The sequence below is a fragment of the Geomicrobium halophilum genome (genome assembly GCF_014207655.1).
Lineage (GTDB): Bacteria > Bacillota > Bacilli > Bacillales > Marinococcaceae > Geomicrobium > Geomicrobium halophilum.
Genome location: NZ_JACHHJ010000003.1, coordinates 274,324 through 296,647, shown reverse-complemented (window position 1 = coordinate 296,647; position 22,324 = coordinate 274,324). Strand labels below are relative to the sequence as shown.

At 40.7% G+C, this 22,324-nt stretch carries 20 protein-coding genes; 16 read left to right on the top strand and 4 right to left on the bottom strand.

The annotated features are described in order from the left end of the window. Positions 1-7: 7 nt before the first annotated feature. A complete protein-coding gene (locus HNR44_RS11875; RefSeq protein WP_184404502.1) occupies positions 8-997 on the top strand; it encodes an LLM class flavin-dependent oxidoreductase in 990 nt (329 codons plus the stop codon). Between the two features lie 42 nt (positions 998-1,039). On the opposite strand, the gene HNR44_RS11870 is transcribed toward HNR44_RS11875, so the two are convergent. Continuing rightward, positions 1,040-1,990 (bottom strand): pyridoxal-phosphate dependent enzyme, encoded by a 951-nt coding sequence (locus HNR44_RS11870; protein ID WP_184404501.1) that lies wholly within the window; start codon positions 1,988-1,990, stop codon positions 1,040-1,042. A gap of 176 nt (positions 1,991-2,166) precedes the next feature. On the opposite strand from HNR44_RS11870, the gene mreB reads away from it, so the two are divergent. The 6 genes from mreB to HNR44_RS11840 all read left to right on the top strand — a co-directional run bounded on the left by mreB (position 2,167) and on the right by HNR44_RS11840 (position 6,302). Further along, on the top strand, positions 2,167-3,168 hold the full coding sequence (gene mreB, locus HNR44_RS11865) for a rod shape-determining protein MreB (protein WP_184404499.1): 1,002 nt from the start codon (positions 2,167-2,169) through the stop codon (positions 3,166-3,168). Between the two features lie 21 nt (positions 3,169-3,189). Next, positions 3,190-4,011: a flagellar hook-basal body protein gene (locus HNR44_RS11860; RefSeq protein ID WP_184404498.1), complete on the top strand. Its 822-nt coding sequence runs from the start codon at positions 3,190-3,192 to the stop codon at positions 4,009-4,011. A gap of 39 nt (positions 4,012-4,050) precedes the next feature. Beyond that, a complete protein-coding gene (locus tag HNR44_RS11855) occupies positions 4,051-4,878 on the top strand; it encodes a flagellar hook-basal body protein (protein WP_343069479.1) in 828 nt (275 codons plus the stop codon). A gap of 42 nt (positions 4,879-4,920) precedes the next feature. Continuing rightward, a complete protein-coding gene (locus HNR44_RS11850; RefSeq protein WP_184404496.1) occupies positions 4,921-5,208 on the top strand; it encodes a DNA-directed RNA polymerase subunit beta in 288 nt (95 codons plus the stop codon). A 13-nt stretch (positions 5,209-5,221) separates the two neighbouring features. Further along, positions 5,222-5,662: a 3-hydroxyacyl-ACP dehydratase FabZ gene (gene fabZ, locus HNR44_RS11845; RefSeq protein WP_184404495.1), complete on the top strand. Its 441-nt coding sequence runs from the start codon at positions 5,222-5,224 to the stop codon at positions 5,660-5,662. A gap of 232 nt (positions 5,663-5,894) precedes the next feature. Next, positions 5,895-6,302, top strand: coding sequence for a hypothetical protein (locus HNR44_RS11840; RefSeq protein WP_184404493.1), 408 nt, complete (start codon positions 5,895-5,897; stop codon positions 6,300-6,302). 216 nt (positions 6,303-6,518) lie between these two features. Here HNR44_RS11840 and HNR44_RS11835 read toward each other — a convergent pair whose 3' ends face one another. Beyond that, positions 6,519-7,544 (bottom strand): C40 family peptidase, encoded by a 1,026-nt coding sequence (locus HNR44_RS11835; RefSeq protein ID WP_184404492.1) that lies wholly within the window; start codon positions 7,542-7,544, stop codon positions 6,519-6,521. A 354-nt stretch (positions 7,545-7,898) separates the two neighbouring features. Here HNR44_RS11835 and HNR44_RS11830 point away from each other — a divergent pair, with 354 nt between their 5' ends. Together HNR44_RS11830 and HNR44_RS11825 are read left to right on the top strand one after the other, a co-directional pair. Then, the gene (locus HNR44_RS11830; RefSeq protein ID WP_184404490.1) at positions 7,899-8,666 is read left to right on the top strand and encodes a DUF6612 family protein; all 768 of its coding nucleotides are present in this window, start codon (positions 7,899-7,901) and stop codon (positions 8,664-8,666) included. Between the two features lie 427 nt (positions 8,667-9,093). Then, complete coding sequence (locus HNR44_RS11825; RefSeq protein WP_184404489.1) at positions 9,094-11,817, top strand: S-layer homology domain-containing protein; 2,724 nt, start codon at positions 9,094-9,096, stop codon at positions 11,815-11,817. Between the two features lie 391 nt (positions 11,818-12,208). Here the strand turns inward: HNR44_RS11825 and HNR44_RS11820 are convergent, their stop codons facing one another. Further along, positions 12,209-12,382, bottom strand: coding sequence for a hypothetical protein (locus HNR44_RS11820; RefSeq protein ID WP_184404488.1), 174 nt, complete (start codon positions 12,380-12,382; stop codon positions 12,209-12,211). 236 nt (positions 12,383-12,618) lie between these two features. On the opposite strand from HNR44_RS11820, the gene HNR44_RS11815 reads away from it, so the two are divergent. The 6 genes from HNR44_RS11815 (at position 12,619) to HNR44_RS11790 (ending at position 19,291) form a co-directional block, all read left to right on the top strand. Further along, a complete protein-coding gene (locus HNR44_RS11815; protein WP_184404487.1) occupies positions 12,619-14,211 on the top strand; it encodes a long-chain-fatty-acid--CoA ligase in 1,593 nt (530 codons plus the stop codon). A 152-nt stretch (positions 14,212-14,363) separates the two neighbouring features. Then, positions 14,364-14,723, top strand: coding sequence for an EamA family transporter (locus HNR44_RS11810; protein ID WP_184404486.1), 360 nt, complete (start codon positions 14,364-14,366; stop codon positions 14,721-14,723). Then, positions 14,710-15,051: an EamA family transporter gene (locus HNR44_RS11805; protein ID WP_343069478.1), complete on the top strand. Its 342-nt coding sequence runs from the start codon at positions 14,710-14,712 to the stop codon at positions 15,049-15,051. Before HNR44_RS11810 ends, HNR44_RS11805 begins: the two co-directional genes overlap by 14 nt. Before the next feature lie 78 nt (positions 15,052-15,129). Beyond that, positions 15,130-16,065 (top strand): glycosyltransferase, encoded by a 936-nt coding sequence (locus tag HNR44_RS11800; protein WP_184404485.1) that lies wholly within the window; start codon positions 15,130-15,132, stop codon positions 16,063-16,065. A 285-nt stretch (positions 16,066-16,350) separates the two neighbouring features. Beyond that, entirely contained in the window at positions 16,351-17,793 is a 1,443-nt protein-coding gene (locus tag HNR44_RS11795; protein WP_184404483.1) for a DUF6020 family protein, read from the top strand. A gap of 151 nt (positions 17,794-17,944) precedes the next feature. Next, positions 17,945-19,291 carry an O-antigen ligase family protein gene (locus tag HNR44_RS11790; protein ID WP_184404482.1) on the top strand — a complete coding sequence of 449 codons (1,347 nt, stop codon included), beginning with the start codon at positions 17,945-17,947 and terminating at the stop codon, positions 19,289-19,291. Positions 19,292-19,391: 100 nt separating this feature from the next. Here the strand turns inward: HNR44_RS11790 and HNR44_RS11785 are convergent, their stop codons facing one another. Next, complete coding sequence (locus HNR44_RS11785) at positions 19,392-20,309, bottom strand: sulfotransferase family protein (protein WP_184404481.1); 918 nt, start codon at positions 20,307-20,309, stop codon at positions 19,392-19,394. A gap of 176 nt (positions 20,310-20,485) precedes the next feature. Between HNR44_RS11785 and HNR44_RS11780 the strand changes: the two genes are divergently transcribed. Beyond that, positions 20,486-22,264 carry an ABC transporter ATP-binding protein gene (locus HNR44_RS11780; RefSeq protein ID WP_184404480.1) on the top strand — a complete coding sequence of 593 codons (1,779 nt, stop codon included), beginning with the start codon at positions 20,486-20,488 and terminating at the stop codon, positions 22,262-22,264. Positions 22,265-22,324: the final 60 nt, after the last annotated feature.

Genomic DNA, 22,324 nt, shown 5'->3' with positions numbered 1-22,324 from the left:
GAATATAATGAATGGAAAATCCCTATTATCCGTATTGGATTTAGCACCAGTACGTCAGGATCAAACACCAAGGGATGCATTTGAAAATAGCAAACAGCTCGTACAGCATACAGAAAAATTAGGTTATCATCGTTATTGGGTGGCTGAGCATCATAATATGCAGCGGATTGCGAGCTCTGCTACCGCGGTATTGATCGGCTATCTTGCTGGTCACAGCGAAAAAATCCGCGTAGGTGCCGGTGGTGTGATGCTTCCAAATCACGCGCCTCTTATTATCGCAGAACAATTTGGTACGTTGGAAACGATGTATCCGGATCGTATTGATCTAGGTCTCGGTCGTGCCCCCGGTACTGATCCTGTAACGACTCGTGCTTTACGCCGCGATCAAATGAGCAGTGTCAATGAGTTCCCGGATAATGTGAAGGAATTAATGCATTACTTTAGTAAAGAAGATTCCAGGGTTAAAGCGGTTCCTGGTCATGGTCTCGAGGTCCCCGTTTACTTACTTGGATCTAGTACGTATAGTGCGCAATTAGCGGCCGCTTTAGGGCTTCCGTTTTCATTTGCCAGCCACTTTGCTCCAGGTGAACTTTTTCATGCATTGCGTGTATATCGCGAGCGTTTTCAGCCGTCTGAATATCTTAGCGAACCATATGCAATGGTAACAGTTAACGGAGCCGTTGCTGATACGACGGAGGAAGCCGAAAGGTTGGCAACAACAATCAAGTTGAAATTTTTAGGGATGGTCCGAGGTGGCAGAGCTGAAATTGATACGGCACCGGTTGATAATATAGACGAGTATTGGACGGAATTTGAAAAACATCAAGTCCTTAACATGCTGAAGTATTCTTTTGTTGGTGATCAAACGAAGGTGAAAAAAGAGCTGGAGGAGTTTTACGCAGAGGCTAAGTTCGATGAACTCATTGTCACTTCCGACATACATGATCAGGAAAAAAGAAAATACAGTTATGAATTACTAGCTAATCTTTGGAACTAAAAAAAGCAAGGTGCCGATGATAGATATGGGCACCTTGCTTTTTCATGTAAGAAATTGAGCGATTTCCGCGGTGTCTACATTTCCGCCGCTCGCCACGATCACTATTTTGCTGTTATCCTCATGAGGAATTTTTCCTGCGAGAAGAGCAGCGAGAGTAACAGCGCCGGAGGGTTCAACGACCTGCTTCATACGGGACATGTAGAAGGTGAAGGCTTCACGGATCTCCTCCTCTGTAACAAGTACGATGTCGTTGACGTATTTTTCAATGAGCGGGAAAGTTAATTCTCCTGGTGTTGCAGACCGTAATCCGTCGGCGATCGATGCCGATGCTGAGATGTAGACACGTTCACCGTTTTTCCTGGATAAGTAGGTGCCATTTGCTTCTATCGGCTCAACGCCTATGACCTTGATCTCCGGGTTGATGGTTTTGATAGCAGTGGCTATTCCCGAGATCAGGCCTCCCCCGCCGATTGGAATAACGATGATGTCCGGTTTGTGGATTTGAGAAAGGATCTCCAAGCCAATCGTCCCTTGGCCTGCCATAACATCAACATCATCATAAGGCGGAATGATGACAGCATTTAATTGTTCTTGTAATTCTTGCGCGTGCTCAATGCGCTCCTTGGAAGTTGTACCGTAATGAATGATTTGACTTCCATAATTTCGAATGGCCGCTTCTTTTGCCGGGTTGGCATTTTCGGGAATGATGATTGTTGCTGATAGCCCAAGTTCCCGTGCGATAAAAGCAACCGCTTGACCGTGATTACCTGACGAAGCAGCGAGTAAGTTTGTCGCCCCTGAATTTTTGGCGATGGTAACTCGATTGGTTGCTCCTCTAATTTTAAACGAACCTGTCTTTTGTAAATGCTCGGATTTGATGAAAATGTTGGCGTTCGTATCATAGTCTAACGTTTTTGACGAGAGCATGGGTGTTACATGTAATTTGTTCTGTAAGCGGATTCTTGCTTCATTCAATGTTTTAATAGTGACCACGACTATGACTCCTTTTTATATTTTGATAACAAAATCTTCTTCATATTTAGGTATTTTTCCTGCCTACGTTCATATTTTCCTACAACTATGGTAAAATAAAGCAATGGACAGGCATATAGAGCTGTGTAAGCTTATGATAAATCGATGATCATACCAGGCTGAGAGGAAGGTGCCGGATGTTTGGGAGAGATATTGGCATAGACTTGGGAACCGCAAATTTGCTTATGCATATCAAAGGTCAAGGGATTGTCTTAAACGAACCATCCGTAGTTGCAGTCGATAGTATCACGGGAAAAGCTATGGCGGTGGGAGAAGAAGCTTTCCAGATGGTAGGCAGGACACCTGATGACATTGTGGCATTGCGCCCAATGAGAGATGGAGTGATTGCTGATTTTGATTTAACAGAGTCCATGCTTCGTCATTTTTTAATGAGAGTCAATGTTCGATCCACATTTAAAAAGCCTCGGATTTTAATCTGTTGTCCTACGGATATTACCTCAGTCGAACAAAAAGCGATTCGTGAAACCGTAGAGAAAAGCGGCGGGAAGGATGTATACTTAGAGAAAGAAGCGAAGGTTGCTGCAATCGGTGCTGGTATGGATATTTTTCAACCGAGTGGGTGTATGGTCGTTGATATTGGTGGAGGCACAACCGATGTTGCCGTCTTATCAATGGGGGGAATCGTGACGTCTCGGTCGATAAAAACTGCCGGGGATCAATTTGATAGTGATATTTATCATTACATTAAGCGAAAATACAAATTATTAATAGGCGAAAGGACAGCTGAAGATATCAAAAAGGAATTGGCAAGCGTATCTCCATCGGGACGTAAAGAGGAGAAAGAAATTCGCGGACGTGATATGGTGAGTGGATTGCCACGTACAATTTCCTTTGATTCCCAAGAAATTGACCAAGCACTACAAGAATCGGTATCTAACATTGTGCAAGCGGCTAAACTTGTACTTGAGAAAACACCGCCTGAACTTTCTGCAGATATTATAGATAAAGGGGTCTTTTTAACAGGTGGAGGTGCACTCTTGCACGGAATCGATGAGTTACTCACTGAAGAGTTAAAAGTTCCTGTCTTTATTGCTGAAGAACCATTACACTGTGTCGCGATAGGCACAGGTATTATGTTGGAAAACCTAGATAAGATGTCTGGAAAGGTGCGGGCGTAGTGAAAAAAGGGAGGAGACAGGATGATAAGAGGGTTTTATCAAGCGGCGTCCGGAATGATCACTCAGCAAAGACGGACGGACATGTTAGGTGATAACCTTTCAAATATGCATACCCCAGGATATAAAGCTGATCAAAGTTCGATCCGAGCTTTTCCGAATATGTTGGTTCAAGCGATGAATACCAATGGGGGAAGGGGGCATCATAGAATGATTGGTGAATTAGCAACCGGTGTTTATATGCAAGAGCGCTCCCCTAATTATACACAAGGAGACTTACGTGAAACAGGCGTTAGAACCGATGTTGCAATTCTGCAGGGTTTTCTAGAGCCCGAAGAGGAAACAGGAGCGCCGGGAATGCTTTTCTTTGCTGTTATCGATGAAGAAGGGAATATGCAATATACCCGTAACGGAAATTTTACGGTTGACGGGCAAGGGCTCCTTACGAATAGCCAAGGTCATTACATATTAGGTGTTGAAGGCGAGCCATTAGATGTGGGAAATGAGTGGTTCGAGATGGGAGCAACCGGTGAGATCACCGATAACACTGGAGACTATGTCGGCCAACTGGAAGTTGTGTACGCTGAGGGTCCACAGCAGCTAGTGAAAACCGGTGAAGGGCTCTTGCAAAATACAGCAGCGGACGATCTGGTAAGCGTGGTCGGTAATGATGCTTATCCATATGAATTGCAACAACAATTTTTAGAACGCTCGAACGTTGATGTTGGTCAAATGATGACGAATATGACTAATGCATACCGTAATTTTGAAGCCAATCAAACGGTTCTTCAAGCATACGACCAGAACCTACAACGAACAGCTAATGATATTGGCAATATCAATTAATATTACCCGGGAAATATGTCGAAAAACGGAGTGGATAGTGTGCGTTCATCTGCGGTCACAATGGGCCATTTGCAACAGAACATAGATACGATTTCGAATAACTTGTCAAATATTAATACCATAGGTTATCGACGCCGGGAAGATATGTTTTCTGATATACTTTTTCAACAAATCAATAATCAAGAAGTGCCCCAACCTGAAGGGAACCGCCTAACACCTGTGGGTATTCGGGCGGGTAATGGTGCGGGGGTTATACAAACGGCACTCCGTCATGAACTCGGAACAGTTCATGAAACTGATCGCGCCTTGGATTTTGCGTTAACAGAGCCTGGTTCCTATTTCCCCATACAAACAGAAGTAGACGGTGTGATTCAACAAGCATTTACAAGGGATGGGGCTTTTTACTTAAGTGAAGCTGCACCGGGAGCGGATACCTGGCAACTTGTGACACAAACGGGGGGTATTTTAACGGATGGGAATGAGGAGCCATTCGAAGTTCCAGGGCATGCCATTGATTTCCACCTTCAATCGGATGGAACCCTAGTCGCCGAATTAACGAACGGTGAAGCAACTGATATAGGTGTGTTGGAAATCGCCAATATTACACGACCGCAACTGCTCGAAAACATGGGGGAAAATCTGTTTCAACTTCCTGATTTAGCTGCTCTTGACGTGGATGAAGCCGATGTCCTGGGATTTGAAGCTGTCGCGGAAAATCATATTATGCAAGGGGCATTGGAACAATCGAATGTAGACATGACGACTGAGATGACCAACTTGATGGAAATGCAACGTGCATATAGCTTACATGCTCGTAACATTACTCAGTATGATGAAATGATGGGGCTTATTAACGGATTGCGTTAATACTGTCAGTTAAGAAACAAGGATTCTTCATGAAAGAGCGTAATGAACCGACGAGTTAAAGTGAACAGTCTGAATCCGACCGCGAAATTGGGATCGGCAAACGATACGAAAACAAAAGAAGGTGGCCTGCAAAGAAAAAAGGCACAAAAACGTGAGCGCCAAGTGTGGTTAGTATCTATCTGGGTACACATCCTTATCGTTCTTTTTTTACTCATAATGAGTGTCGTTCTCGGTCTTATGTTCGGTTATTCAATTATTGTTGAAAGTGAAGGGCTTCAGATCCTGCGTTGGGGTACTCGGGAAGAGCTCTATGAATATATTTTAGGTTAAGGGAGGAATCGATATGCTTACAACTGAAGAGATACAAGCGATAATTCCGCACCGATATCCTTTTCTCCTCATTGATCAGGTTGAGGAGCTGGAAGTAGGGAAACGGTGTCTTGCGCTTAAAAATGTAACAGCAAATGAAGAGTATTTTAATGGTCATTTTCCAGGGTATCCGGTTATGCCGGGAGTGCTCATAGTTGAGGCGCTTGCACAAACAGGAGCTGTTGCTATACTGAAAGATGAAAAACATCAGGGTAAACTAGCTGTCTTTGCCGGAATTGACGATTGCCGTTTTAAGGGACAAGTCACACCTGGAGATCAATTGAAACTAGAGACTACTCTTACACGCGTACGCGGATCGATAGGCAAAGGCTACGGCACAGCTACCGTGAATGGTAAGGTTGTGGCTGAAATGAACTTAATGTTTGGACTCGTAGATCGGGACACGGAAAGGTAGATATGGGCGCGGGCGATCCATTGCCCGCCCTTATTTAGTTGGGGAGCAACATTGTGAATGATACCATCTCTTTGGTGTAAGAATTTAAAGACATTATGAGAGAATGTATAAAGACATTCAAAAACAAACGCAATTCATAGACAGAAGGGGAATGCGTTGATATGCTGTACACAGCTAACAAGGAGACATGATGTTAGCTCACTAACTATTAAATTAATGGGGGAAATTAATCATGAATAAGAAACTACTTTATGGAGCACTTTCTGCAATCCTTTCAGTTGGTATGCTAGCAGCATGTAACGGTGCTGAAGAAGAAGATCCAGCCGGCGACGACATGGAAAACGGCGGCGTTGAAGACGACGGCGGCATGGATGAAGAAGATGGTATGGACGATGAAGACGGCATGGATGACGGCCTAGATGAAGAAGATGGCATGGATGACGGCCTAGATGAAGAAGATGGCATGGATGAAGAAGACGGCATGGATGACGGCCTAGATGAAGAAGATGGCATGGATGATGAAAACGGCATGGATGACGAAGAAGACGACGAGTTAGATCTAGATGATGAAGATGAAGAAGATGACGCTGGTCTTGATGAAGAAGACGCAGAAGATGACGAAGAAGACGACGAAATGTAATAAAGATAAAGAAGGGCGCCTAATGGGCGCCTTTTTTAGTGACATCGGTTCGGGTGTCAGAAATTCTAGTAAGCCAATCCATAAAGCTACTTCCTTGGGATTACTTCCAACTCGCTGAATACGGGAAAAGTAATCGAACAGTAGAAAACATCGATGTGAATAACACAATGGGGCTCACAGGATTGGGATTCCCATCTTGTGAGCCTCATTGTTTTACTATAAGTTCAATGATTCGTAAAGGAAAACAGCGAAATGAGCACGTGTGGTAGCGCGACCTGGTTCGTAATCACCATCTTTGTTGCCCGTGGTGATGCCTGCACCAGCCAAGGCATCGATGTGTCGGCTGAACTGATGGGAATCAGAAACATCATCGAATGACCCATCATATGCGTAACCACCTAGATCAAATGCATGATAGAAGACATTTGCCGTGTGACCACGTGTCATGGGATCAGCAGGCATGAATTCGTTGTCGGTATTTCCAGTGAATAACCCTTCCTCAGCAACTGCTGTGATTGCTCCTGCATGATGGTTATTTGGGGATACGTCAACAAATGGTGCGTTAGTACTTGAAGTATCTAGATCAAGTGCGTTGGCCAGAAGGCTAGCTGCTTGTCCGCGACTTAATTGATTGTTTGGCTTATATGTACCATCCCTATAGCCATTGATGATACCATCTTTACCCAATTGGGTGATTTCATGGTATGCAAAGAAACTTTTACGAACATCATGATATTCGCCATCCGGAAGTGGTTCAAATGTTTCCGATTTCACTTTTTCCTTATTGTTCTCTTCTAATACACGTTGTGCCCCTACATAACGATCACCCCAGTAATAAGGGTCATCGATATCTGCAATTGATATGCCTTGGGACGCTGAAGAATGGATGAACTCTCCGCCGCCAATGTACATGCCGGAATGACCAACGCCTGAGCCTCTCGTGTTAAAGAATACGAGATCTCCTTTTTGCAAGTCACTTTTTGAAATGCTTTCTCCATAATTTGATTGTTGTGCGGCTGTACGCGGAAGCGTTTCGTCTGTTGTTTGATTAAATATGTAGACAAGATACCCTGAGCAATCAAATCCACTTGGGGTAGTTCCCCCAAACTGATAAGGTACTCCTAAATGACTTTTTGCTTCGTCAATGACATCTGATACACTCGCGTCAGCAAGGTCAGTGTTAGCGGAAAAAACAGTTAGGGCCAGTAGTACACTAGTTGCTGTCATTAAAATTTTTTTCAACTTCGTAACATCCTTCCTTTTTTGTATTTTCTATCTTTCTGTAAATGTGTCATTTGGCATATTAAGTGTGAAAACTTCTTGAATAACTCGTAGTTTATCATAGGTAAATAGAATCTTGGATTACAGTTGTATAACAAAATAAAGACACATTGAAACATTATCTGTCATATTTCTATAATTTATGATCCATTTACAATGAAAACCTATTACTTTTCGTATATTAATGTGGTGAACGCAACTGTAGAAGTACTTGCTAGACAGATTCTTGGTGATCGTAATATTTATGTAACAACACTATACTTTTACGGTACACTTCTTTAAAATAAAAACTATATTCTCGACAAAGGAGCAATTATGAATAAATTTTTTGGCTATTTTCTGCTATTTATTGTTCTATTACTGGCGGGATGCGGTACTGAATTGCAGCCAGACGAAATCTATAATCAAGCAAAAGAGAACTTACAACAAGAAACAGATAGCGTTTATTTTACAAGCAGCCAGGCTCTCACTGTTAACGAAGAAACCGTTTCGTTTGATACAAATGGTGCTGTACGCTATGAGCCAATGGAAGGTTATATGGTCACACAGATGAATCTTATAGATTTTCAGGAAGCACTTGAATTCCATTTTTATATTGACGGTGAAAATATATCAATGGTTGATGGTGGAGAGCGAATCATACCCGATGCTGACATTGATGAAGTTATGAGTGTATTTAATCCCATCGAGCATATGAATGAATTCAACGAAGTTGAAGAAGCAATGCTCATGAAGGAAACCGATGAACATTACGAAGTTTCCATTCGGACGGATAACGAAGCCCATATTCACTTGATCGAACATCGTATGGAAGGATGGGAAAGCATTGATGGTGAAGTTGATGATGATACCTTTGATTCGATTGATATTGAGCGGATTGACATGCTTGCATGGATTAACAAGGAAACCTATCAGTTAGACGGCTTTTCAACTAGATATCGCTTTAATATTGAGACTGGCGCGCAACCTTTGCAGATCGATGAAAGACAGGATATCTTTTACAGTTACCATAATAATGTCCCTGAAGACTTGGAAAGCTTTGTTCAACAGGTGCCCGATGAAGAAATAGAAGAAGATCTGTGAATTGAATGTAAAAAGGCGAATGCAGCGAAATATGCATTCGCCCTTTTTACGTGCGAAAAGGGGGAGAAACAGCTAGAAACGAAGATAAATATTCGAATATTGTATATATAAGGGGAAAAAGAAGTGATCATTTGTCAGATCATCCATAAAACAAATTAGGAATGTAGAAAAATATGAGATGATATTAGGAAATAAAGTCTAGTTTTTAATTGACAGGTGATTTTGAAAGTCTTTATAATTATGTTTGTTAGTTCTTAAATACTAGTTCATTGGAAGTGACTGTATTGGGCAATGTCACAATAATCTCAAATCGAGAGCGCAACCGGTTGCTATTAGAGATTGTCTAAAGTCATTACCATGAGCAAAAAATGCACAAGACCATTTTATGAAAGGCTTGTGCCCGATGAATAAGGAGGAGGATGGATTAATGGCTTATCAACCAAAATCTTATCGAAAGTTTATTGCAGGTACAATGACGGCAGCCATGGCTGCGTCTGCATTTGCTGTTTCAACACCTCAGCAAGTGGCTGATGCACAAGATCAAACATTTTCAGATGTATCACCTGATTATTGGGCATTTGAAGACATTGAGCGTATCGCTGAAAGGGGTATTGTAACTGGTTATGAAGACGGTACATATGGCCCTGGGGAGAGCATAAGCCGTGGACAAATTGCAGAGATGATCGCGAATGCAGTCGGCCTTGATGTGCCGGATCGAGAAGATTTAAATGAAGTGCCTTTTGAAGACCTTACCACTAATTCTTATTCTGCACCTGTGGCAGTTGCAGTACAAGAAGCAGGTATCATGCAAGGGCGTGAAGGTGGCACACAATTTGATGTGGCAACGGACCTAAGCCGTGAGCAAATGGCTACAATTCTTGTTCGTGCTTTTGATCTGGAAGATTTGGGGATTGATCATGGCATTGAAGATATTGATGATGTTCATGCGTCCCATGTGGAAAATGTTAAAATTCTTGGTCAGTATGGCATAACGTCAACTGAAGATGGGGTTTTTGACCCACAAACTTCTGTCACTCGAGCACAAATGGCATCATTCCTTGAGCGTGCACTTAATGTCTCTCACACGATCGATTCAGGTCTTATTGATATTGAAGCTGTAAATGAAAACACCGTCGACATTGCATTTGAAAGACCACAAGAAGATGTAGATGTTGACCAGTTCGCATTTAACGATGAGGAACTTGCCGTACTAGATGTACAAATTGTTGGAGGCGAGGAAAACGTCGTCCGTTTGACAACATCGGATCAAAATGAGGATCAATTGTATGAGTTATACTATAATGATGAGCGCACAACACTTACATTTACAGGCAGTGGCGACCTTGAAGCTGCTACACCAACAAACGTAGAAGGTGTAACGGATGGAAGCACATGGTTAACAACCATTACTGCTGATGTTCTTGGTGCAGGTGAAGATGATACTGCGGACATCACAGTAACGACAGAAGATCTCGACGATGAAAATATCGAGGTTGAAGAAGTAGAAATCGTTGATGGCAAATTGGAATATACGTTTGAAGAACCATTGCCAGTAGGTACACATATTGCAGTAGTTAGTGTAGGTGATGTTGACTCCGAACCCGTTGAGTTGACGGTCGAAGAGCCTCAGGTAGAATCTATAGAAGCAATCACCCATCAATTGTTGGTATCAGAAGCGCCACAACAACTTGGTTTTACGGTTAATAGTGGGGATGAAATGTTAATTGGTTTACTTGAGGAACTAGGTTATCAAGTGCAATTTAACTATAATTCTGCTGTCATCAATAGTGGGCAAGATCAAGAGAGCTTGGAAGCTGGACTCGTAAATACATCAAAATTAGCAGAGGATACCTTCGTTTACCAGGTGGAAATCCTTGATGCTGAAGGGAATCGAGTAGCATTAAGCAATCAACAAACGGTTGAGTTATCTGATGCCAGTGAAGTTACGAAAGTTACGGAAGTTGGACTCTTAGACGGAGATGAAGAAGTAGCTGCAGATACCGTTACAAGCAACAATGACGGCGCTATAATTCAAGCCGTTGAAGGATTGAATGCATTCGGGGAGCCAGTTGAAGACTTAGAAGACCTTAAACTCGGCACGGTAACTTCTAGCGATGTAACGGTAGCATTTTATGATCCAGATAACGGGCTTCGGGTTCTTGACGAAGGTGAAGTTACTTTAACCGTAGAATTTGAGGGTGTCAATGAGACCGTGGACCTTAGCTTAACCATTGTAGAAGAAGAGGAAATTACTTCAGTTAAAGGTGAAGGCGAGACATTAGGGTTTTCAACAAACTCTGAGGGCACTACGTTTACAATTCTCGATCAATACGGTGAGAAATGGAGCCATGATCAAGAAGTTAACGTTAACTATGAAATCACCAAAAATGACGAAGTGGTATCCGCTGGGTCATCGAACATTAATGATGGAAATATAACTGTAGACTTCGACGACATCACTGAAGAAGGGGATTACAATCTTACATTTACCTTCGACGATGAAGAGATTGGTTCTGTCACATTAAGATTTGTAGATATTGAGGAAGTAGAAGTTGATGAGTTTACATTAACAGCTGAGCTTGAATCGATTGACATTTTTGAAGAGCATGACGAAGAATTCGAATTTACAATTGAGGCTACCCATGAGGGTATTGAGCTTTCACCTGAGGAAATTAGTGATGCTCTAAATGAGCTGGATGGGAATGTTCAGGCTACCACAAGTAATGAAGATGTCGTAAGCTTTGAAGGTGACGAGACCCTTAACTATGAAGAAGGGGTAGAGTTCTCAGCTACTCCAGAAAGTGAGGGGACAGCGACGATATCCCTTGAACAAGTGGACGGAGACTTCACCTATGAACTTAGTGACGGTATTGAAGTAACTGTTGAAAACAGTACACCTGAGATCACTGGTTTGGAACTGACTGATGAAGAGCAACCTATCGAAGTAACTGGCACTGAGGAAGGATGGGCAATTTCTAATTTTGAGCAATTAACAGTTACTAGCGATGACTTCGAGGGTTCCGTTGAGAATTTTGTTAAAAGTGTTGAATTCACTCCACATGATGAATTAGCTGTTATTACGATTAAAGATGAGTATGGAGGAGAAACTTTTGCACTGCCTGCTGTAGATGTAAGTGACTCTGTAGAATAAATCGAAACGTTCTCTGCTAAGCTCTGAATCTTTGAGTAAATCAGAGGGAATGAACCCCCGCTTGTGCATGAGGCGGGGGTTGTTCTAACTTCGGATTTGATCGGTGAAGTACAAATATGCGATGAAGGCCCAACTGTATGGCTGGGAATGGAGAAATCCAAAAAAGTTTGTGTGAGAAAGGAATCTTTTTGTTCCACATGGAACAAGTATCGAGGAATTCAACCGTTTTTTAGAGGAGAAAGATATGAGAATTAATGTATCTTTTTATACAGAACGAGAGAAGTTATCTTCTAAATTGGAAGAGGATGTTTTCTCTTTCTTCAGAAGATCTGGTGCCTCTCCATTGAGGTAGACTTTTGTTTCTTTTCTATATCAAGGCTCAGTATTCTTCTTACTCCAAAGTCCGATTCATATCATCGACATCAATTGGTCTTTGTTCAGGACTATCCCCGGCTTTAAAAATGCCGTCACCTCCGCATATGGTACAAGGATATTTCCATTGTTCATCATCCATTAAGAGGCCTGATCCATCACAGGCACTACATGTATTTTCCCGGTTATTCATGTAGAATCGCTCCTTTAAGGGAATTGTATAAGGTTTATGATGTCCGCTAGTCGACAAGATCATGCATATTAGCTCAAGAAACGATGAACAAGTGTTCAACAGTATATTCACACTTAGAAAAAATGATAGGAAGAAATCAGAAGTTAACACCACTTACTTTTTAACAATATTCGGAATTATTATAGTGATGTGTTATGCTGTAAGGGAATAGCGATTCTAAAAAGGAGTGCATGAGGATGCTTACCACACTTACCCCGTTGGATTGGAAACGTAGAGCAGTAAAATACTACCCGGATAAAATAGCCGTCATTGATGAGGGCAAACAGTTCACGTACAAAGAATTTGGAGAACGGACGGATCAGCTGTCGGCAGCTTTAAAGGAAGCGGGGATTCGTCAAGGGGACCATGTGGCGGTAATGCTGCCGAATACACATTATATGTTGGAGAGCTTTTATGGAATCTGCCAGTTGGGAGCGGTGATGGTCCCATTGAATTACCGTTTATCGGCGGAAGATTTGGAATACATTATTAATCATAGTGATGCGAAAATGCTCATTGTTGATGAAGAATTCAGTCGTCCAATTGAAGAGATTGAAGGTCAGCTTTCGCTGGAGCAAATGATTACGGTTTCAGTCCCGGGACAAGAAAACAATTTAGAGGGCGTGGATTATGAGGCGTTCATTCAAAAAGTGCCAAAAGGAACCTTGCCCCCGCAGGTGGAAATTGAGGAAAACCAATTGTTGACGCTCAATTATACGAGTGGGACAACTTCCAAGCCGAAAGGGGTTATGCTAAACCATCGGGGTAATTATTTAAATGCTTCGAATTTTATGTATCACCTTAACGTTCGCCACGAGGATGTTTATCTCCATACGCTTCCAATGTTTCACGCGAACGGATGGGGAGGCGTTTGGGCGATTACAGCGGCAGGGGGCACTCACGTTTGTTTGAGAAAAGTTGACCCTGCACATATTCTTGCGCTTTTTGAACGTGAAAATATTACGCTCCTATGCGGTGCTCCAACAGTTATCAATATGCTCGTCAATGATCCTAAAGCAAAAGATACCGATGTTAAGGCCGGTATGCGCATGGCAACAGCCGGTGCACCCCCGGCCGCTGCTCTTATTCACAAGGCACAAGACATTTTAGATTTAGACATCATACACGTATACGGCTTAACGGAAACCTCACCGTTTATCCTTTATTGTGAGTGGAAAAATGAATTTGACGCAAAATCAGCAGATGAACAGGCAGCCATTAAAGCAAGACAGGGAATTGAACTTGCTTTTAATGGGGAAACGAAAGTCGTTCGACCAGACGGCGAAGACGTTGCATGGGATGGGGAGGATTTAGGAGAGATCATAACACGCGGAAACGTGGTAATGGACGGATACTATAAGGACCCAAAAAAGACAGAAGAAGCAATACAGAATGGATGGTATTATACAGGAGATTTGGCGGTTACCTATCCAGATGGATTTATTGAAATCCGAGATCGTGCCAAGGATATGATCATCTCCGGCGGGGAAAATGTTTCTTCAACAGAAATCGAAGGAGTATTGTTCACACACCCCGATGTGAGGGAAGCGGCCGTCATCGCAGTACCCGATGAAAAATGGGGAGAAGTTCCGAAAGCTTTAATTGTGTTAGAACCTAATGCCAGCCTTTCGGAGGGTGATATCATCCAATATTGCCGGTCCCGTATGGCCCACTTTAAAGCACCAAAAGTTGTGGAATTCATAGATGCTTTACCTAAGACTGCAACAGGAAAACTTCAAAAATTTCGTTTGAGAGAAAAGCATTGGTATGGGACCAGAAAGGTGAATTAATTGGAAATGACCCTTTTCCGAAATAAGGAAGAGGGTTTTTCAATGGTTATTATTTGATTCTTAATATAAAGACTGATGGAAAGTGCTGGGATGTTTATCGCTGTCATGTTACAGTAAAGAGCGATAGATAGGGTAAAAAGGGGACTACATATATGGGGCTTATAAGCGAGAAGTTTATTCAGTCTTTGCAGAAAAATAAAATCGGGGTTTTCATAATGTTATTTGCTGCACTTTGTACAGCATTTGGGCAGATGTTTTGGAAACTTTCGGATGGAGCCATTAATGTACTTTTAATGGTTGGTTTTTTGCTTTATTTTATGGGGGCTGCTTTAATGGTCATTGCTTTTCGTTTTGGTTCATTATCTGTACTCCATCCTTTGTTAAGTATTGGCTATGTTTTTGCAGTTTTTCTGGGGGCTTTTTTCTTACAGGAAGCTATCACCATGGAAAATATAATTGGAACGGTACTTATCGTTATGGGTACAGCTTTAATAGGAGGTGGAGATCATTAGTTGGATCCCGCTCATCCTCATTTTTACATTGTTTGGTTCTCTTGGCGGTTATTTTTTTAAACAGGCTTCAAAAAATGGTCTCGGACTGACTTATACGTTTATCGGTTATTTCCTTTTGGGTGGCTTGCTTTATGGAATAGGAGCTATCTTGAACATCTATACCTTGCAATTTCTTCCTTATACAGTTGTTTTTCCGCTGACATCGATCACCTATATCTGGACGTTTCTCATCGCCTATTTCTTTTTAAATGAATCGATCACTGTACAAAAAGTGATAGGGGTTCTTCTGATTATTGCTGGCTCAGTCTTTCTTATTCCAACTTCATAAATCAGCTATATCTAGAGTAGGATATTTGCTATAATTAACTAGTACGAAATAATTATTTTTTGTAATGGAGTGGATGCTGTGGATGTAGCAGTCTTAGTCCCTTGCTATAATGAAGAGCAGACGATTGGCGCTGTGATTGACGAATTTAAACATGAACTCCCCGAATCAACCATCTATGTATATGATAATAACTCCCATGACCGTACGTCTGAAATTGCCAAAGAACACGGTGCGGTTGTTCGGGTTGAACGGAAGCAAGGAAAGGGAAATGTCGTTCGTTCCATGTTCAATGATATCGATGCAGATATCTATGTGATGGTCGATGGAGACTTAACATACCCTGCCTCGTTTGTTCATGAACTCATTGCTCCTATACGGAATGGTGAAGCACATATGGTCATCGGGGATCGTCTTTCCAATGGTACATATACGGATGAAAATCAAAGGGCTTTTCATAATCTGGGGAACGCAATGGTCAAAGGTCTTATCAATAGATTTTACAAAAGTGATCTTAAAGATATTATGACTGGTTATCGAGCATTTGACCGTCTGTTCGTAAAATCAATGCCTGTTATGAGCCCGGGATTTGAAATCGAAACGGAAATGTCCATCCATGCACTTGATAAACGATTAACCTTTAAAGAGGTGGCGATTGATTACAAAGACCGCCCCCAAGGGAGCGAGTCAAAACTTAATACATATTCAGACGGGTTTAAAGTATTGAATAAAATATTTACATTGTTCAAGGAATATAAGCCTTTATCTTTTTTTTCAATCTGGTCTATTCTTTTTCTCGGGGCTGGGTTAGCAACTGGCGTTCCGGTTATTATTGAGTATTTCAGTACGTTATTTATCACTCGAGTGCCATCGGCCATTCTTGCTGTAGGCTTAGTTGTTTTATCGGTCTTATCCCTTGTTTGCGGTCTTATCCTGGATACGGTTGCTTCTAATCATAAAAAGCAATTTGAATTGGACTTAAAACAGATTAACGAAAGTATCAAAAGAAAGGGATAACGTATGCGATATTTGCTGTTGTATGGTGGAAGCCTGATTTTTGGCATACTGAGTACCATTTCGATTCTTTCCTTGATGGAACCAGCTCTTGGAACATTGAACGATAGGCCGGTGAGGTTTTTTGTGTTCCTGGGCTTGTTTTTGATCGTGTATTTTTTGTTTTTTTATAACTTGGTTTACTTAAGGTCCTCGTTTTTAAATTTCTTATCTCGACCTCTTCATTTGATAGGAATTATATTATTTACGGTTGTGTTCTATCTTAGTGTATCGGGGAATCTTTCGCACTTGGAGGAACACAATCTTATCGTTCCGGTATTTGTCGTAAATGTGTCGTTATTTACGTTCTTCATTGGAATCTGGACGCTATTATACATAGTAACCACTACGCACATTAACTTTGTAAATGAAGAGGCTTCAACAAAGTGGCTTATTTTGTTTTATGCGCTGCCGGTTATTTGTGTAGGACTTATTTATTGGATTGGCTTCTATCCAGGAGTGATGACACCTGATTCACTCAATCATTGGATGCAAATTGAGACATATGAATTCAGCAATTGGCACCCGTTTCTATATACGATGCTGATGTTGGGTTTGACTCAGATGTGGGAAAGCCCCGCGATCATCTCATTATTTCAAGTATTGGCTATTGGTTTTGTTTATGGTTATGCAATGTACTCCTTACGTCGAATGGGAATTCCTTCTTACGCGTTGATGATTACAACGGCAGTCTTTGCGATCGTCCCGGTAATGGGGATTTATTCAGTGACTTTATGGAAAGATGTTCTTTATAGTTTGATGATCCTGCTCTTTACGATTATCATCATGAATATTGTCGTGTCGCGGGGAGAGTGGCTTCGTCCGTGGACAAGTATTGTGTTTTTAACGATTGTTGCTATTTTGGTCTCATTTTTACGTAATAATGGGTTTCCGATTGCTGTATTAACACTATTAATGTTAGCGGCTTTCTTTTGGCATTATTGGCGCTCCTTTGTGATTCCGGTCGCCGTGACGGTAGCCACGTATCTGATTGTTACTGGTCCAGTTTTTACAGCCCTTGATGTGAATAGTGCGCAGTTTACTGAATCTCTTAGCATCCCCCATCAACAAATTGCTAATATCATCAGTAATGATGGAGAGATGACGGAAAGTGAAAAGGAGTATTTTGACGCGGTATTGCCGCTGGAAGAATGGGAGGAGAGCTACTACCCATTTCTCTCTGACGAAATTAAATTTCACCCTGAGTTAAACCAAGAATTGATTCTCGATGACGTTCCTCGTTATTTCGGTAATTGGGCATCGCTCGTTTCCAATAATTTTTCACTCGCTGTTGATGCTTATAAGGATCAAACCTCACTCGGGTGGCAAATTTACGAGAGCGGGTATACGGCTGCTTATGCAAATGAGATTTTCGATAATGAGTATGGACTCGAAATGAATCCTCCGAGCGAATTTCTTCACAATCGATTACGATTTTATCTGGATTTTACCCAAGATAATCTTTTAGAAATCGTTTGGCGGCCAGCTCTATTTACGTTTTTCCTTGCACTACTAACATTTGCCTCTTATCTAAAAAATGGTATGCCTTCATTATTGGTGGCTGTCCCGGTTATTTTGAATTGGGGGACACTGATGGCAGGCTTGCCAGCACAAGATTTTCGATATCTCTTGGCGAATTATTTTACACTCTTCGTAATCGCCCTTTTCGCTTTTGTAAGATATAAAAAGTAAGAGTGGATATACAGAAACACATACTAAAATACAGTGATTTTGGTGAAAGTCACTGTCCTTTTTACGAGCGGGGTTTTATAGGCAAGGAGCCTCCCTGCTCTTCTATATTGAAAATTATGGGGATGGCCATGATGATGAAGGTGGAATTGATATGCATCGCCTGCAGAAACCTATAGAAATTATTCTTATTATATCTTTGTTAAGTCAACCCGTTTTAGATGTGCTTACATATTTTGGGTTTCCTGTTTCAACTGCTATTCGCGTGTCACTGATGGTTGTAGGGTTACTTTATATTATTTGTTATCAGGGGAAATTCAAGAAGATCTCTATCATTTATTTTTTAGTGTTAGGTATATATATCTTTGTACATTTTATTAATAACCTTATCGTTAAAGATCCAATGGCCATTGAAACCGAGCTGACATACATTTTTAAAACGATATATTTTATCGTGATGCTTTTTGTATATGTCAAATTATTTTATACCCTTACTTTAAGGAAGTTTTTTCGTAAGGGTATATTTGCCATCGTGTTTATAAATATGGTGTTTATTGGGATCGTTATGATCATTGCGGAAATCACTGGAACTGGAGCTGGAACATATCATACACCGGCTCGTGAAGGGCATACAGGTTGGTTTTTCTCTGGTAATGAACTTAGCGCAATCTTGGCAATGGGATTTATATTATCCATCATGTTTTTTTTACAAATGAATCGTATACTCAAAGGAATTTTGATTGTACCACTCTCGCTCATCATATGGTCGATGCTCAATATTGGGACGAAAGTTGCTTTCGGAGGAGTATTAGTTGCCCTTGGTGTGGGGATCGTAGCAGGGTTGGTCGAAATGATAAAGGAAAGAAAGTTTGTAAGTACTACGATTTTAACCGCTATGTTAGCTGGAGTTATAGCTGTCCTGCCGCTGATGCCAATTGGAAATAATGTGAACGTTACGGTTAGTAACACAGTACCTGATCAAGAGGAACAACTAGTAACATCTGCTGCTCAGTATAGCGTAAATGCAGAAAAATCGATTGAACAGGAACAAAAAGGGGAAGAAGAGACCCAAATGCAAGAGTATATACCTGCTCAGTCTATCTTATTAAGTGGAAGAGAAGAATTTTTATATAATACCTATACCAACTATTTAGATGCTCCACTAACTCAGCAGCTTTTCGGGATGGGGAAGGCTGGCAATTACTCTACGATTGTGGGCATGAACTTGGTTGAAATGGATTTTATAGATTGGTTCTTTAATTATGGTCTTATAGGGTTTCTAATTTTATGTTTTCCATTGTTGTTTTTTGGAGGATATGCGTTAAAAAAAATCATTATATTTAAGTCGATGTCAGTCCCGCTTATGATTGTTTCTACAGCAGTAATGGTTGGTTTAGGGACAGCTTTTATTGCAGGCCATGTGCTTTCCTCGCCTGCATCAGCGATCTATCTTGTGGTTTCGTTAGCTCTACTTATTAGATTTTCAGATAAGGGTCTGTAAATCAAAAGAAAGGATGGTTTGTTCATTTCAAGCCATCCTTTTTGAGTAGCAAGCTAGCCGCTTGAAGCTTCTCCGTTAAAATATGTATTTTTCTTGTGATTCATTGACGCCACATATCCAGATTTCTATCTAGTAGTTTTTCTAGATTTTGGATATCAGTTTCGTACATATCGATTAACTGCTTGCGCGTCTCTTCCCTCATCTTGGGTTTGTTTAGGTTCTTTTTGCTTATCGTTTGGAGCCTCTGCATCAGTAAATCTTCTCGGTTCACAAGACGGGCCCCTCGTTTTAATAAGCCCAATATTCTGTTGGGATGGTTAATCAAGCGATGGAGTCTGCGATTTTTTGGGATGCCAGAAACGTTATGAACTTGGCCAGTATTAATGGGGATCGAATTCACGTCAAGTTTGTCAAATATATCGTTAATCATGGCTTCTTGGTTGGCTCTTAAATCATCATATATGTAGACGGTAGTATTATTGGGAAAATGATGCAAATAAGCTTTGACTTGTTCAAAATAAAAGCCATTGGTCGTATAGCCCCAGTGCCAAGCCCAATTGTTCTCTTTTCGTTCTTTTTCTTGATCAATGGCTTCTTCAAAGGATAAATGCTCCCTGTCATCTCTTACCATGTGTAGATAATGGGAATAGGCACGATCGACTGGGTTTCTTAATATGATAAAAATTTTGACGTCGTCACTCAAATACTCTTTAATGTTTTTGATGCTTTCTTGGTGGTAAAATAGGTATTCCGTTGACATATCTCCCATGCATTTTTCTGTGTGACCCTTAAAGCGCTTTTTATAATCTTCGATATGGCGAATGATGCGTTGATTACATGAACGTTCATCTCCAGGGCCGACATAATCTCCCCGCATATTGGAAAAAAAGCGCAACTCTTTCCCTTTTGGCACAAAGACTTGCTCATGCTGTGTAATATATTTATACAAAGAAGTGGTACCGCTTTTTGCTGCCCCCACAAATAAAAAATTCGGAAGGTTCTCTGTTTGAATCTTCATCAGCCCCTTAATATGAAAACTATCAAGTATTTTCGGGTATTTATTTACAAATTTCAAGGTTTAGAAAAATACAAGAGTGTTTATTAACGTTTATTTATAGTTTTGATTATGACATAATAGTAACAGTGTAATGAAATTATTACATATTATTGAATAGCTAGATAAGGGTTGAATCCATGAAAACCGCAAAAATGTTGTATGAGTTATTTGGAAAAAAAGAGAAGAAAAAATTCTCTCTGCTTTTCGTACTTATGGTTATAGGGGCTCTTTTTGAAACTGCAGGAGTTGGGTTGATTGTTCCGTTTGTAGGGATTATAACAAATCCGGAGCAAATATCAGAGAACGCTTTTTTAAGCTATGTTTATACATTATTTAATTTTGAATCGACAAATGCTTTTTTAATTTTTGCTACGCTTTTTCTTTTGGTTTTTTATATCATAAAGAACATATATCTAACCTTTTTTTTCTATGTTCAATATAAAATTATATACAATGAACAGGTGAAACTATCGAGGCGGATGTTGAAAGCTTATTTATTCAAGCCTTACATATTTCATTTGGAACGAAATACTGCTCAGCTGTTGCGTAACGTCGATCAAGAAGTAAAGAAAATCTTTAATCAGATTGTTGTTTCGGGGTTTAAGGTGCTAACAGAAATAACGGTAATGCTGAGTATCTTAACGCTTTTATTCTTCATGGCTCCGCTTCCGACATTGCTGGCGGTTACTTTGCTGGGTGGTGGAATTATTGGCTTTTTCGCTTACTTTAAGAATAAAATTGCCACTTTAGGTCAGGAAAGACAAACAGCCTTAGGGCGGATGATTAAATGGGTAAATCAAGCATTTGGTTCAACAAAAGAAGTGAAAGTGCTAGGAAAAGAAAGGTTTTTTGTTGATAGTTTTACAAGTGAGAGTAAAACGTATGCAAGATCCATGCGCTTTTATAAATTAATGAAAGAAGCACCAAGAATGTTTGTGGAAACCGTTGTGGTAGGCACGATTTTATTTATTGTTCTTATTATTATGATGCAAAGTCAAGATTTAACGACGTTGATTTCAACCGTTGCTTTATTTGCAATGGCTGCATTTCGTTTAATGCCATCTATTAATCGTATGGTGAGTGCCATTACAGATATACGGTACAATCGACCTTCGCTTGAGGTCGTATACAATGATTTAATGGTAGAAAAGGTAGAAGAAAATCTAGAGCCATTAAATAGAGAGAATAAAGACAAAGACCAGGGAATAGAAAAGTCTGGGCGTTTGTTTAAAGATCAAATTTCAATGGAAAATGTCTCCTTTCAATACCCCAACTCCAATCAATATGTTATCAAAAATGTGTCACTGTCTATTCCCATTGGCTATTCCGCTGCTTTTATAGGGCCTTCAGGATCAGGCAAAACCACTTTAGTAGATCTTATGTTAGGTGTTTTAAAGCCCAATGACGGGGTTGTTAAGGTAGATCATACAGATATTCAAAACCCAGATTCGTTATGGCAGAAAAAGATAGGTTATATTCCTCAGAATATCTATTTAGTGGATGATACGATCCGTCGAAATGTAGCCTTTGGCGTATCCCAAGAGAAGATTGATGATGATAAAGTATGGGAGTCTTTACGTCAAGCGCAGTTAGATGAACATGTCCGAGAGCTTCCAAAAGGCCTTGACACCGAGGTTGGGGAAAGAGGAACGAAGCTATCTGGCGGGCAAAAGCAGAGGATTGGAATTGCAAGGGCACTTTACGGGGATCCGGAAGTCCTGTTTTTAGATGAAGCTACATCCGCCCTTGATCATGACACGGAAAAAGGGATTATGAGAGCAATTGAAAGCCTTAGGGGAGAAAAAACGATCATTCTTATTGCCCATAGATTAAGTACCACTAGAAATTGTGACGTTATTTTTGAAATGGAAAATGGTTGTATACAAAATGTGGAGTCATCAAGAAGTAGTAGGTAATAGAATGTTTTTTATAAGATGAGCCGAAGGTAGTGTGAATCATAATTTTCTAAAATGATA

Bases quoted from the DNA above. Each gene is read 5' to 3' on its own strand.
- HNR44_RS11830 (WP_184404490.1), top strand. From the start codon at position 7,899: ATGAATAAATTTTTTGGCTATTTTCTGCTATTTATTGTTCTATTACTG.
- HNR44_RS11815 (WP_184404487.1), top strand. From the start codon at position 12,619: ATGCTTACCACACTTACCCCGTTGGATTGGAAACGTAGAGCAGTAAAA.
- HNR44_RS11875 (WP_184404502.1), top strand. From the start codon at position 8: ATGAATGGAAAATCCCTATTATCCGTATTGGATTTAGCACCAGTACGT.
- HNR44_RS11825 (WP_184404489.1), top strand. From the start codon at position 9,094: ATGGCTTATCAACCAAAATCTTATCGAAAGTTTATTGCAGGTACAATG.
- HNR44_RS11860 (WP_184404498.1), top strand. From the start codon at position 3,190: ATGATAAGAGGGTTTTATCAAGCGGCGTCCGGAATGATCACTCAGCAA.
- HNR44_RS11780 (WP_184404480.1), top strand. From the start codon at position 20,486: ATGAAAACCGCAAAAATGTTGTATGAGTTATTTGGAAAAAAAGAGAAG.
- HNR44_RS11790 (WP_184404482.1), top strand. From the start codon at position 17,945: ATGCATCGCCTGCAGAAACCTATAGAAATTATTCTTATTATATCTTTG.
- HNR44_RS11850 (WP_184404496.1), top strand. From the start codon at position 4,921: ATGAACCGACGAGTTAAAGTGAACAGTCTGAATCCGACCGCGAAATTG.
- HNR44_RS11810 (WP_184404486.1), top strand. From the start codon at position 14,364: ATGGGGCTTATAAGCGAGAAGTTTATTCAGTCTTTGCAGAAAAATAAA.
- HNR44_RS11820 (WP_184404488.1), bottom strand. From the start codon at position 12,382: ATGAATAACCGGGAAAATACATGTAGTGCCTGTGATGGATCAGGCCTC.
- fabZ (WP_184404495.1), top strand. From the start codon at position 5,222: ATGCTTACAACTGAAGAGATACAAGCGATAATTCCGCACCGATATCCT.
- HNR44_RS11840 (WP_184404493.1), top strand. From the start codon at position 5,895: ATGAATAAGAAACTACTTTATGGAGCACTTTCTGCAATCCTTTCAGTT.
- HNR44_RS11785 (WP_184404481.1), bottom strand. From the start codon at position 20,309: ATGAAGATTCAAACAGAGAACCTTCCGAATTTTTTATTTGTGGGGGCA.
- mreB (WP_184404499.1), top strand. From the start codon at position 2,167: ATGTTTGGGAGAGATATTGGCATAGACTTGGGAACCGCAAATTTGCTT.